The organism is Paracoccus sp. SM22M-07 (assembly GCF_001887735.1).
GTDB lineage: Bacteria > Pseudomonadota > Alphaproteobacteria > Rhodobacterales > Rhodobacteraceae > Paracoccus.
The window spans coordinates 36641-48652 of the sequence record NZ_JPKW01000004.1 but is presented as its reverse complement, the minus strand read 5'-3'; the positions used below and the strand labels follow the sequence as shown (position 1 = coordinate 48652).

Genomic DNA, 12012 nt, shown 5'->3' with positions numbered 1-12012 from the left:
GCAGGGCTTGTTCCGTCGCGGTCGCGCGATTAGGGCAAGGGAAACCCCAAACCGAGGGCCTGCCGGAATGACCGCTCTGGACGATCTTGCCATTGTTCCCTTCCACGATGCCGATGCCCCGCAGCGGGCCCGCATGCTGTCGCGGCTGGCCGATACCGAAGTGGCGGTCGCGCTGATGCGCGAGCCCCTGCGCGATCAGGTCGAACTGAAGCTGTTCGATCTGGACGGCGCCCGCATGGCCATCGCCTGCGACGGCGAGGATCGGCTGGCGGATTTCTTTGGCCAGGCCGTCGCCTATGCCGCGATGCCGGGGCGGGTTCTGGCGGCGTTGTTGCAGGCGGACGGGGCGGGGCTGCTGGTCAATCCCGGCCACCCGTCGCAGATGATGCTGGATGCGGCCACGCTGGACTGGCTGACCGGTGCGCTGGAAAGCGCCCCCCAAGAGGACGAGGCCCGCCTGCGTCTGGTCACGCCCGACGCCGGCACCGTGAACGCGCTGGCCATGCCCCTTGGCGATCGGCTGGCCGATATGCGCGGGCTGATCGCGGGGGCGGCGCTGGTGGGCATCGCGGGCGATGACGGGCAGCCGGCATCCCATCTGCTGCTGATCTCGGGGGCGCCGGCGGATCGACAGGCGGCCATCGCCAAGGCCCTGTCCGAGGCGCTGGCCTTTCTGCCCCCGCAACCCGGCGGCGTCGATATCAGCTTTGCCGAGGCCGTGGCCCCCATCGGCGCGCTGATCTTCGATCTGACCCCGCCCGAACCCGTCGTCGCGCCGCCCCGGCCCAAGGGACCGCCGATCCTGCGCTGATCCGCCGTCAGGGACGGCCTGTGCGGTTGCGCAGCCCGGCGCAACCTGCGACAAACTGCGCATGCAGATTCAACACAAAGCCCTGTCCGTCCATCTTCTGACCGCCACGGGCGCGGTCCTGTCCATGCTGGCGATGCTGGCCGCCGCCAATGGCGAATGGGCGCTGATGTTCCTGTGGTTGGTCGTGGCCTTCGTCGTCGACGGCATCGATGGGCCACTGGCGCGGCGCTATGACGTCAAGACGAACTTCCCCGCCTATGACGGCGTGCTGATGGATCTGATCATCGATTACCTGACCTATGTCTTCATTCCGGCCTTCGCGCTGTTCCAGTCGGGACTGCTGTCGGGCTGGACGGGCTGGTTCGCGATCATCGTCATCGTCTTCGGCAGCGTCGTCTATTTCGCGGATACGCGGATGAAGACCAAGGACAATTCCTTTGCGGGATTTCCGGGCTGCTGGAACATGGTGGTGCTGGTGTTGTTCGCGACAGAGCCGCATTGGACCGTGATCCTGGCCATCGTCACCGCGCTGAGCGTCGCGATGTTCACCAACATCAAGTTCATCCACCCCGTCCGGACCGAGCGGTGGCGCCCCGTGTCGCTGACCATCGCGATCCTGTGGGTGCTGTTCGCCGGGCGCGCGGCCTGGGTCGATTTCCACCCGTCAAGCTGGGCGATCTGGGGATTGGTGCTGACGTCGGTCTGGCTGTTGCTGGCAGGTGCGGTGCAACAGCTGATCCCGCAGCGGCGGCGGGACGGGCATCAGGCCTGAGGGCGGCTCAGGCCTGCGCGGGTTGCATGCGGTTGCGGCTGCGGTTCGCCAGGCGCTTGCGCAGGCGGCGCAGGGTCGGGAAGGCGGCGTTCAGGGCGCCGATCTCGTGGGGCAGCAGCATGAAGCGGCGGCCTTGGGGGCTTTTCTGGGCCATCAGGCGCTGGCCTTGGGCGGAATTATAGATGCCGAACTGTCCAAGCATTGGGCTGTTCCTTTCATATCAGGTTCATCCCTAATGTTGGCGCTATCGGTGGGCGGGACAAGCCGGATTCCGGACAGGTCCGCCTTGCACCCACCGCATGGCGCAAGGCGCCGGGGGATCACCCTGTGCGGTCGCCCGATCTCAGATCGAACAGCCCGTAGGCCGCCACCACCAGGAAGCACAGGCCCGGCACGACATAGGATATCGCCGCGCCATAGGCGTCCATGACGCCGCCATGCACCAGGGGCATCACGGCCCCGCCCAGGATCGCCATGACCAGGCCCGCGGCCCCGAACTTGGTGTCGGTCCCCAGCCCGTGCAGCGCCAGCCCATAGATCGTTGGGAACATCAGCGACAGGCAGGCCGACAGCGCCACGACCGCCCAGGCACCTAGGATACCCGGCCCCGCGGCGGCAAAGAAGCACAGTGCGGTGCCCGCCAGCGCCATCACCAGCAGCAGCAGGGCGGGGCGGATGACGCCCATCAGGCCGACCATCACGAAACGCGATACCAGGAAGACCAGCAGGCTGGCCTGCAGGTACCAGCCGGCCTGCGCCTCGGTGCGCTGCAGGGTTTCCATCACGTATTGGATGGTGAAGGTCCAGGCGCAGGTCTGGGCGGCAACGTTGAAGAACTGCGCCGTCACGCCAAAAACGTAGTGGCGGTTGGCCAGAAGGCGACCCAGGGTGGCGCGGAAATGGACCGGGGTGTCGCTTTCCTCGATCTGCTCATGCCGGGTGGGCATGCGCTTCAGCGCGATCATGATCCAGATCGCCAGCAGGACGAAGGCAAAGCCGACATAGGGGACCATCACGGCCTGCAATTCGGCCTGCTGGACGGCGCGCAGGGCCTCGGGGGCCATGGCGGCGCGATCCTCGGCGGATGCGATGTTCAGCTTGGGCAGGATCAGGGTGGCGGCCAGGAAGACGCCGATATTGGTGCCGACCGGGTTGAAGGCCTGGGCGAAATTCAGGCGCCGCGTGGCGTTGGCCTCGGGGCCCATGTCCATGACGAAGGGATTGGCCGAGGTCTCAAGGATCGACAGCCCCCCGGCCAGCAGGAACAGCGCCAGCAGGAAGAAGCCGAAGGTCATTGCATGGGCGGCGGGATAGAACATGAAGGCGCCCAGGATGGCGCAGCCCAGCCCCGTCAGGATGCCCGTGCGATAGGAGAAGCGGCGGTTGATGAAGGCGGCAGGCAGGGCCAGCAGGAAATAGGCCCCGTAATAGGCGAATTGCACGAAGGATGCCTGCAGCGTGGTCATCGAGAAGATCCGCGAAAAGACCTGCACCAGCGGATCGGTCATGTTCGCCGCGATCCCCCATGCCGCAAAGCAGGTCACCAGCAGGGCGAAGGGCAGGCGCATACCCTGGTAAACGAAACTGGGTTTGGTCAACGTGACGATCCTCTCTTCCGCGTGCAAGCCGCTGGCCTCCTGCCACAGATTCGCGAAGGGGGCCACTGGCGATCGCATCAAAAAGGGGCGGGCGCGTGATGCGCCCGCCCCATCGGGGTCGTCGGTCGGGATGCCGCCTATTCGAACTTGCGGATATCGCCGGATTTCAGGCGGCCCAGATAGCGGTTCATCTCGGCCTTGACGATCGGCATCAGCAGATACAGCGCGATGATGTTGGGCACCGCCATGGCGAAAATCATCGCATCCGAGAAGTCGATGACCGGACCCAGACCCGCCGAAGCGCCGATGACGACGAAGATGCAGAAGATGATCTTGAAGACCAGTTCCTTGGTCTGGCCTTCGCCAAAGAGGAAGGTCCAGGCCTTCAGGCCGTAATAGCTCCACGAGATCATGGTCGAGAAGGCGAAGAGCACGACGGCCAGCACCAGCACATAGCGGAACCACCCGAACGAGCTGCTGAAGGCGGCCGAGGTCAGCGCCACGCCGGTGTTGTCGCCCACCGTGCGGATCGCGTTGCCGGATTCGTTCAGGATGAACATGCCGGTTTCGGGATCGGTGATCAGCTGGCCGGTGATGATGATGACCAGCGCGGTCATGGTGCAGATCACCACGGTGTCGATGAAGGGTTCCAGCAGAGAGACGAAGCCCTCGGTCACGGGTTCCTTGGTGCGCACGGCGCTGTGGGCGATGGCGGCGGACCCGATGCCGGCCTCGTTCGAGAAGGCGGCGCGGCGGAAGCCCTGGATCAGTGCGCCGATGGCCCCGCCGACCACGCCGTCATTGGTGAAGGCGCCCGCGAAGATCTGGCCGAAGGCCGAGCCGATCATGTCATAGTTCATCACGATGATGATCAGCGCCGTGCCGACATAAAGCGCGGCCATGAAGGGCACGATCTTTTCGGTCACGCTGGCGATGGATTTCAGGCCGCCCACGATGACCAGGAAGACGATGACCGCCATGACAAGACCGGTGATCCAGCCGGGATAGTCGCCCACCACGTTGATGATCTGGGCATGGGCCTGGTTGGCCTGGAACATGTTCCCGCCGCCGAAGCTGCCCAGGATGCAGAAGATCGCGAAAAGGACCGCCAGGATCTTGCCGCCCGGCAGGCCGCGTTCGGCAAAGCCCTTGGTCATGTAGTACATCGGGCCGCCCGACACGGTGCCGTCGGCGTATTCGTTGCGGTATTTCACCCCAAGCGTACATTCGGTGAACTTGGACGCCATGCCCAGCAGGCCCGCAAGGATCATCCAGAAGGTCGCCCCCGGTCCGCCGATGCCCACGGCCACCGCGACGCCCGCGATGTTGCCAAGGCCGACCGTGCCCGACAGGGCGGTGGTCAGGGCCTGGAAATGGCTGACCTCGCCCGCGTCATTGGGGTCGGAGTAATCGCCGCGCACCAGCGCGATCGCGTGGCCGAAGCAGCGCAGCTGGACCAGGCCGAAATACAGCGTGAAGATGACCGCCGCGATCACCAGCCAGCCGACGATCCAGGGAAAGGACGTGCCGGGAAAGTTGGAAAAGATCAGGCTGACGAACCAGCCCGTCGAATTGGCAAAGGCCGCGTTGATGGATTCGTCGATCCCCTGCGCGGCGGCCGGTCCTGCGGCCAGGCTGGCCGCCATGCCCGCCGTCATCAGCGCCTTCGTGGTGTGTTTCATGATTTCGCTATCCTTGTTGATGACGCGCATGCAGGCTCAGGGGACGATGACGACGGGAACCGGCGCGACCTGCGCCAGCGTCGCCGCGACCGACCCGAAGATGCGGGTGGCAAAGCCCGAATTGCCCATCCTGCCGATGAAGATCATCGCGCCATCGGATTCCTTGGCGACGCGGCAGAGCGTTTCGGCGATATGGCCGTAGCGCATGGTCGTCTCGAAGGGGATGCCTGCTTGCTCCATGCGCGTCATCACGGGGCGCATGACGGCCGTTTCGGCGCGCAGCAGTTCCTCCTTGCGGCGGCGGTGGCGTTCTTCCAGCTCGCTTGGGGTCAGGAAGCTGTAGGGCGACCATTCCAGCACATGGGCGATCAGCAGGCTGTCCCCTTGTGCCTGCGCGCGTGAGATGGCGAAATCAAGCGCCCGCAGCGATGCATCGCTGCCGTCGAAACCGACGACCAGTTTGCGTGACATCTTACCCTCATCTGTTGGTTTTCGTTTTATTATGTTGGTGCTGAAAGGATAGGCACAGCTTTCGCCAAGGGCCAGAGAAAATGTAGCGATACATATCCCGCGACCCCGGCATCGGGCGAACTGCTTGTGTCGCGGGCAGGGCCGGGGCGGGGTGCGGCAGTCGGGCGATGCCGCCGGGCGGATGAATTTTTGTCTTTTCAATCACCGGTCGGGCCTGCATATTCGGCCCCATGATCCGGAAGCACCAGATATCCGCCGCCATGCTAGCGCCCCGAGGGGCGCTTCCGGCCGTGCATCTCCGTGGTCTGTTGCGTCTTACGCTGCGCTGAGCGGGTCGTCCGGGCCGCCGCTCAGTCAGGTCATGGCCCGGGTCCCAACCCCAGACACGCAGGAAGCCCCATGCGGGCCGTAAGAAAGACAGACAGATGACCGACAAGAACCGCGTCGTGATTTTCGACACCACGCTTCGCGACGGCGAACAATCCCCCGGCGCCACCATGTCCCATGCCGAAAAGCTGGAAATCGCCTCCATGCTGGACGAGATGGGCGTCGATGTGATCGAAGCCGGCTTTCCCATCGCATCCGAAGGTGATTTCGCCGCCGTTTCCGAGATTGCGAAACTGGCCAAGACCAGCGTCATCTGCGGCCTGGCCCGCGCGCAGATCCCCGATATCGACCGCTGCTGGGAGGCCGTGAAGCATGCCCGCCAGCCGCGCATCCACACCTTCATCGGCACCTCGCCCCTGCACCGCGCCATTCCGAACCTGGACATGGACCAGATGGCCGAGCGGATCGAACAGACCGTCAGCCATGCCCGCAACCTGTGCGACAATGTCCAATGGTCGCCCATGGACGCCACCCGGACCGAGCATGACTACCTGTGCCGCGTGGTGGAAATCGCCATCAAGGCGGGGGCCACGACGATCAACATCCCCGACACCGTCGGCTATACCGCGCCGCGCGAAAGTGCCCAGCTGATCCGCATGCTGCTGGAACGCGTGCCGGGCGCGGATGACATCATCTTCGCCACGCATTGCCACAACGACCTGGGCATGGCGACCGCCAACGCCCTGGCCGCCGTCGAAGCGGGTGCCCGCCAGATCGAATGCACCATCAACGGCCTGGGCGAACGCGCCGGCAACACCGCGCTGGAGGAGGTGGTGATGGCGATGCGGGTCCGCAATGACATCATGCCGTTCCAGACGGGCATCGACACCACCAAGATCATGGGCATCTCGCGCCGCGTGGCCTCGGTGTCGGGTTTCCCGGTGCAGTTCAACAAGGCCATCGTCGGCAAGAACGCCTTTCTGCACGAATCGGGCATCCACCAGGACGGCGTGCTGAAGAATGTCGAGACCTTCGAGATCATGCGCCCCGCCGATATCGGCCTGACCGAGAACAACATCGCCATGGGCAAGCATTCGGGCCGCGCCGCCCTGCGCGCCAAGCTGGCCGATCTGGGATACGAGGTGGGCGACAACCAGCTGAAGGACATCTTCGTGCGGTTCAAGGCGCTGGCCGACCGCAAGAAGGAGGTCTTTGACGAGGATATCGTCGCGCTGGTGCTGGACGCCGCCGCCAACACCCAGGACGACCACCTGCAGGTCAAGCATCTGCGCGTGATCTGCGGCACGGACGGCCAGTCGGCGCAGCTGACCATGACGGTCGACGGCGTGGAAAAGCAGGCCGAAACCACCGGCGACGGCCCGGTCGACGCCTGTTTCAAGGCCGTGCGGCAGATCTTTCCGCACGAGGCGCGGCTGCAGCTTTACCAGGTGCACGCCGTGACCGAGGGCACCGACGCGCAGGCCACCGTCAGCGTCCGCATGGAGGAGGAGGGCCGCATCGTCACCGGCCAGGCCGCCGACACGGACACGATCCTGGCATCGGTCAAGGCCTATGTCGGCGCGCTGAACCGGCTGATCCTGCGCCGCGCGATGACCGGTCAGGGCAGCGACGCCAAGCAGATCAGCATGTATTCGCACTGATCGATCAAGGCCCGTTTCCGTCGCGGAACGGGCCCTTTTCCCGCGCGCAAGAAGCCGCCTTTGCCGTGTTTCGCGTGTATCGGGGCTTTTCGCCTGCGGGTCAGGGTTCTATACGGGGCCAAGCCTGCAGGGGCGATTCAGGGCCGTTCACGGTCCCAAGACTGATTTCAAAGCAGGGCAGGCCGGGCCAACCGGCACGAAAAGGATACGGGCATGGCATTCGGCGGTTTGTTTTCGACCGACATCGCAATCGACCTGGGGACGGCGAACACGCTGATCTATGTCAAGGGCAAGGGCATCATCCTGAACGAACCCTCGGTCGTGGCCTATCACGTCAAGGACGGCAAGCGTCAGGTTCTGGCCGTGGGCGAGGACGCCAAGCTGATGCTGGGCCGCACGCCCGGCAGCATCGAGGCCATCCGCCCGATGCGCGAAGGGGTCATCGCCGATTTCGACAGCGCCGAACAGATGATCAAGCACTTCATCAAGAAGGTGTTCAAGCGCACGACCTTTTCCAAGCCCAAGATCATCGTCTGCGTCCCCCACGGCGCGACCCCGGTTGAAAAGCGCGCGATCCGCCAGTCGGTCCTGTCCGCAGGCGCGCGCAAGGCCGGTCTGATCGCGGAACCGATCGCTGCGGCCATCGGCGCCGGCATGCCCATCACCGAACCGACCGGCAGCATGGTCGTCGATATCGGCGGCGGCACCACCGAGGTGGCGGTCCTGTCGCTGGGCGACGTGGTCTATGCGCGCTCGGTCCGGATCGGTGGCGACCGGATGGACGAATCGATCATCAACTATCTGCGCCGCAACCAGAACATGCTGATCGGCGATTCGACCGCCGAACGCATCAAGACCAGCATCGGCACCGCCCGCATGCCCGATGACGGGCGCGGCGCCACGCTGATGGTGCGCGGCCGCGACCTGCTGAACGGCATCCCCAAGGAGATCGAGGTCAGCCAGGCGATGATCGCCGAGGCCCTGACCGAGCCGGTCCAGGCGATCTGCGAGGCCGTGATGGTCGCGCTGGAAGCGACCCCGCCGGACCTGGCCGCCGACATCGTCGACCGGGGCGTGATGCTGACCGGCGGCGGCGCGATGCTGGGCGAACTGGACCTGGCGCTGCGCGAGCAGACCGGCCTGTCGATCAGCCTGGCCGATCAACCCATGAGCTGCGTCGCGCTTGGCACCGGCAAGGCCCTGGAATTCGAAAAGCAGCTGCGCCACGTCATCGACTACGACAGCTGATCTGCCCATGCGGAGTTCCTGAATGGCCCGCAAAGGACCAGATTTCGCCACCCCTGTCCGGCGCATCCTGATTGCGGTGATGGCGCTTGCGCTGCTGGCGCTGTTCCTGTTCTGGCGCATCGACAGCCCGCGCGCCGAACAGATGCGCACCGCCATGATCGACCGGATCGTGCCACGTTTCGAATGGGCGCTGGTGCCCGTGACCCGCGTCTCTGAAATGGTCGCGGGCTTCCAGAGCTATGCCCGGCTTTACGAACAGAACCAGGAACTGCGCCGCGAATTGCAGCGCATGTCCGCCTGGAAAGAGGCCGCCGTCCAGCTGGAACAGGAAAACAGCAAGCTTCTGGCACAGAACAATGTCCGCCTGGACCCGGCGCTGACCAGCGTGACGGGGGTGGTGACGATGGACAGCGGTTCGGCGTTCCGGCAATCGGTGCTGCTGAACGTGGGGGCGCGCGACGGCATCATCGAAGGCTGGGCCACGATGGACGGCCTGGGCCTGGTGGGCCGGATCGCGGGCGTCGGACAGCGCAGCAGCCGGGTCGTGCTGCTGACGGACCCGTCGTCGCGCATCCCGGTCGTGGTGCAGCCGACGGGCGAACGCGCGTTGGCCACGGGGGACAACACGCCGCTGCCATTGCTGGAATTCATCGAATCGGGCGACAATGTGCGGCCGGGCGACCGGATCGTCACCTCGGGCGATGGCGGGGTATTTCCGCCGGGGTTGCTGGTGGGGCAGGTGGCGCAGGGGACGGACGGGCGGATGCGCGTCCGCATGGCCGCCGATTACGGGCGGCTGGAATTCCTGCGCGTCCTGCGCTCCCATCCCGCCGAAGCCGTGGTCGACACCACCGCCGTCATCCGCCGCGGCCCCGAGGGCTTCATCGGCCCGATGCTGCCCGACAGCCCCGTCGAGGCGGCCTCGGCGACCGATGCACTGGATCCGGGCACCGCGCCATGATCCAGTTGCCAAGCCGCAGCTTCGTGACCGGCACGGCGGTGTTCCTGCTGTCGGCGGCGGTGCTGCTGTTCATCCGGCTGCTGCCGCTGAAGGGCGGCATCATGGGTTGGCCCGGACCCGACATGACGCTGGCGCTGATCCTGGCCTGGGTGCTGCGCCGCCCCGACCAGCTGTCGGCACCGGTCATCGTGATCGCCGTCCTGATCGAGGATATCCTGCTGATGCGCCCGCTTGGCCTGTGGACCGCCTTCGTCCTGATGGGCAGCGAGGCCGCACGACTTCGCGAGCACCGTTGGCGTGATCAGCCTTTCATGGTTGAATGGGTCAGGGTGACGACCCTGATCGGCCTGATGATGCTGGGAAACCGCTTGGTCCAGATCCTGTTCGTTCTGCCGGTGCCGGCACTGGGACAGGTCATCCTGCAATTCCTGGCCACCGTGCTGGCCTATCCTCTGGTGATCTTTGCCGCGCGCTGGCTTTTGGGTCTGCGCCGCACGGGTCGCCCCGAGGGCGCGTAAGAAGGGTTCCGGGATGAAGAAATCTCAACGCGATATCGTCGACAGCAATCGGGGCATCACCCGTCGCGGACTGCTTCTGGCCGGGATCCAGGTCGGCACGGTGACGACGCTGGCGCTGAAGATGCGGTCGATGCAGCTGGACCATGCCGATGAATACCGGATGCTGGCGGATGGCAACTCGATCAAGATCCGCCTGCTGCCGCCGTCGCGCGGGCTGATCCTGGACCGGAACGGCCTGATCGTGGCGGGGAACGAACAGAATTACCGTGTCACCCTGACCCGCGAGGAAGCGGGCGGCGATGTCGAGCCGGTGCTGCAGCGGCTGGCCCAGCTGATCCCGATCAGCGATGCCCGCATGGCCGAACTGCGCGACGAATTTTCAAAGCGCAGCGCCATCACCCCGATCGTGCTGGCCGATCGCCTGTCTTGGGAACAGTTCAGCACCATCGCCGTCAACGCGCCGTCCCTGCCGGGGGTCACGCCGGAATCGGCGCTGTCGCGCGCCTATCCGCGGGCAGGCGATCTGGCGCATGTCATGGGCTATGTCGGTCCGGTATCCGATTACGACCTGTCGCGGATCGAGGATCCGGACCCGGTCCTGCGCCTGCCGGATTTCCAGCTGGGCAAGATCGGCGTCGAAGGCCGGCTTGAGGAAGTGCTGCGCGGCAAGGCCGGCGCCCGCCGGGTCGAGGTCAACAGCACCGGCCGAGAGATGCGCCAGCTGTCGCGCCAGGAAGGCGAACAGGGCGCCACGGTCCAACTGACCGTCGATGCCCAGCTGCAGAATTACTGCGCGCAGCGCATGGGCCAGGAAAGCGCCGCCGCCGTCGTCATGGATTGCCACACGGGCGAGCTGGTCGCCATCTGTTCATCCCCGAGTTTTGATCCGAACAAGTTCGTGCGCGGCATTTCCAGCACGGATTACCGCGGTCTGATGGATCACGACCACCGCCCCCTGGCCGACAAGACGGTGCAGGGCGTCTATCCGCCGGGTTCGACCTTCAAGCTGGTGACGCTGCTGGCGGGGCTGGAATCGGGCGTCATCAATGCCGGCAGCCGGTTCTTCTGCCCGGGCTATACCGAACTGGGCGGCCGCCGCTTCCATTGCTGGAGCCGGGGCGGCCACGGTTCGGTCGACGCGGTCAAGAGCCTCGAGGAAAGCTGCGACGTCTATTATTATGAACTGGCGCAGCGGGTCGGCATCGACCGGATCGCCGTGATGGCGCGCAAGCTGGGCATCGGGGTCAAGCACGACCTGCCCATGTCGGCGGTGTCCGAAGGCATCGCCCCCGACAGGGCCTGGAAGAAGGCCCGTTACGACCAGGCCTGGCAGATCGGCGACAGCCTGAACGCCTCGATCGGGCAGGGCTATGTACTGGCATCGCCCCTGCAACTGGCGGTGATGACGGCGCGGGTCGCATCGGGCCGGGTGATCGAACCGCAGCTGATCCGGTCGGTGGACGGGGTCAAGAAGATCGCATCCGATTTTCCGCCGCTGGACATCAGCGAATCCTCACTGCGGGTGGCGCGTGCGGGGATGGACGCGGTGATGAACAGCGCCCGCGGCACCGCCCGCAAGGCCCGGATCGAACGCGAGGACTGGCGCATGGTCGGCAAGACCGGCACCAGCCAGGTGCGCAACATCACCGCCGCCGAACGGGCGCGGGGGGTGATCTCCAACGACCAGCTGCCCTGGGAACGTCGCGACCACGCGCTGTTCGTCTGCTATGCCCCCTACGAGGCCCCGCGCTATGCCGTGTCGGTGGTGGTGGAACATGGCGGCGGCGGGTCCACCGTCGCGGCCCCCATCGCCCGCGACATCCTGCTGTTCGCGCTGAACGGCGGCCTGCCACCGCTGGATTCCGTTCCCTCGAACCAGCGGGCCGACATGGAAGCGCGCCACAACGCCATGCAGCTTTACAAGCCCGAGGCTCCGCGCCCCGGCCGCAGCCGCGCCTGAGGG

Annotated in this window: 12 protein-coding genes; 7 read left to right on the top strand and 5 right to left on the bottom strand. The window is 65.7% G+C overall.

Features of this window, described 5'->3' with window-relative positions:
• Nucleotides 1-67: 67 nt before the first annotated feature.
• Entirely contained in the window at nucleotides 68-811 is a 744-nt protein-coding gene (locus IE00_RS07125; protein ID WP_072296407.1) for an SseB family protein, read from the top strand.
• 61 nt (nucleotides 812-872) lie between these two features.
• Nucleotides 873-1583: a phosphatidylcholine/phosphatidylserine synthase gene (locus tag IE00_RS07120; protein WP_072296406.1), complete on the top strand. Its 711-nt coding sequence runs from the start codon at nucleotides 873-875 to the stop codon at nucleotides 1581-1583.
• A 7-nt stretch (nucleotides 1584-1590) separates the two neighbouring features.
• On the opposite strand, the gene IE00_RS07115 is transcribed toward IE00_RS07120, so the two are convergent.
• From IE00_RS07115 to IE00_RS19715, 5 genes are all read right to left on the bottom strand, one after another.
• Nucleotides 1591-1785: a hypothetical protein gene (locus tag IE00_RS07115; RefSeq protein WP_072296405.1), complete on the bottom strand. Its 195-nt coding sequence runs from the start codon at nucleotides 1783-1785 to the stop codon at nucleotides 1591-1593.
• A 118-nt stretch (nucleotides 1786-1903) separates the two neighbouring features.
• A complete protein-coding gene (fucP, locus tag IE00_RS07110; protein ID WP_205949659.1) occupies nucleotides 1904-3181 on the bottom strand; it encodes an L-fucose:H+ symporter permease in 1278 nt (425 codons plus the stop codon).
• Nucleotides 3182-3318: 137 nt separating this feature from the next.
• Nucleotides 3319-4863, bottom strand: coding sequence for a sodium:alanine symporter family protein (locus IE00_RS07105; protein WP_072296832.1), 1545 nt, complete (start codon nucleotides 4861-4863; stop codon nucleotides 3319-3321).
• Nucleotides 4864-4899: 36 nt separating this feature from the next.
• A complete protein-coding gene (locus IE00_RS07100) occupies nucleotides 4900-5334 on the bottom strand; it encodes a universal stress protein (RefSeq protein WP_072296403.1) in 435 nt (144 codons plus the stop codon).
• A gap of 7 nt (nucleotides 5335-5341) precedes the next feature.
• On the bottom strand, nucleotides 5342-5596 hold the full coding sequence (locus IE00_RS19715; RefSeq protein WP_139291363.1) for a hypothetical protein: 255 nt from the start codon (nucleotides 5594-5596) through the stop codon (nucleotides 5342-5344).
• Nucleotides 5597-5759: 163 nt separating this feature from the next.
• Here IE00_RS19715 and IE00_RS07095 point away from each other — a divergent pair, with 163 nt between their 5' ends.
• The 5 genes from IE00_RS07095 (at nucleotide 5760) to mrdA (ending at nucleotide 12009) form a co-directional block, all read left to right on the top strand.
• Entirely contained in the window at nucleotides 5760-7322 is a 1563-nt protein-coding gene (locus IE00_RS07095; RefSeq protein ID WP_072296402.1) for a 2-isopropylmalate synthase, read from the top strand.
• A 213-nt stretch (nucleotides 7323-7535) separates the two neighbouring features.
• Nucleotides 7536-8570 carry a rod shape-determining protein gene (locus IE00_RS07090; RefSeq protein WP_072296401.1) on the top strand — a complete coding sequence of 345 codons (1035 nt, stop codon included), beginning with the start codon at nucleotides 7536-7538 and terminating at the stop codon, nucleotides 8568-8570.
• 22 nt (nucleotides 8571-8592) lie between these two features.
• Nucleotides 8593-9531, top strand: a complete 939-nt coding sequence (mreC, locus tag IE00_RS07085) for a rod shape-determining protein MreC (protein WP_072296400.1) — start codon at nucleotides 8593-8595, stop codon at nucleotides 9529-9531.
• Nucleotides 9528-10049 carry a rod shape-determining protein MreD gene (locus IE00_RS07080; protein ID WP_072296399.1) on the top strand — a complete coding sequence of 174 codons (522 nt, stop codon included), beginning with the start codon at nucleotides 9528-9530 and terminating at the stop codon, nucleotides 10047-10049. The genes mreC and IE00_RS07080 overlap by 4 nt, the downstream gene beginning before the upstream one ends.
• Before the next feature lie 13 nt (nucleotides 10050-10062).
• Nucleotides 10063-12009, top strand: coding sequence for a penicillin-binding protein 2 (mrdA, locus tag IE00_RS07075; RefSeq protein ID WP_072296398.1), 1947 nt, complete (start codon nucleotides 10063-10065; stop codon nucleotides 12007-12009).
• Nucleotides 12010-12012: the final 3 nt, after the last annotated feature.

Excerpts from the sequence above, each read along its gene's own strand:
- IE00_RS07095 (WP_072296402.1), top strand. The coding sequence starts at position 5,760 with ATGACCGACAAGAACCGCGTCGTGATTTTCGACACCACGCTTCGCGAC.
- IE00_RS07120 (WP_072296406.1), top strand. The coding sequence starts at position 873 with ATGCAGATTCAACACAAAGCCCTGTCCGTCCATCTTCTGACCGCCACG.
- mreC (WP_072296400.1), top strand. The coding sequence starts at position 8,593 with ATGGCCCGCAAAGGACCAGATTTCGCCACCCCTGTCCGGCGCATCCTG.
- IE00_RS07115 (WP_072296405.1), bottom strand. The coding sequence starts at position 1,785 with ATGCTTGGACAGTTCGGCATCTATAATTCCGCCCAAGGCCAGCGCCTG.
- mrdA (WP_072296398.1), top strand. The coding sequence starts at position 10,063 with ATGAAGAAATCTCAACGCGATATCGTCGACAGCAATCGGGGCATCACC.
- IE00_RS07080 (WP_072296399.1), top strand. The coding sequence starts at position 9,528 with ATGATCCAGTTGCCAAGCCGCAGCTTCGTGACCGGCACGGCGGTGTTC.
- IE00_RS19715 (WP_139291363.1), bottom strand. The coding sequence starts at position 5,596 with ATGGCGGCGGATATCTGGTGCTTCCGGATCATGGGGCCGAATATGCAG.
- IE00_RS07125 (WP_072296407.1), top strand. The coding sequence starts at position 68 with ATGACCGCTCTGGACGATCTTGCCATTGTTCCCTTCCACGATGCCGAT.
- IE00_RS07090 (WP_072296401.1), top strand. The coding sequence starts at position 7,536 with ATGGCATTCGGCGGTTTGTTTTCGACCGACATCGCAATCGACCTGGGG.
- IE00_RS07105 (WP_072296832.1), bottom strand. The coding sequence starts at position 4,863 with ATGAAACACACCACGAAGGCGCTGATGACGGCGGGCATGGCGGCCAGC.
- IE00_RS07100 (WP_072296403.1), bottom strand. The coding sequence starts at position 5,334 with ATGTCACGCAAACTGGTCGTCGGTTTCGACGGCAGCGATGCATCGCTG.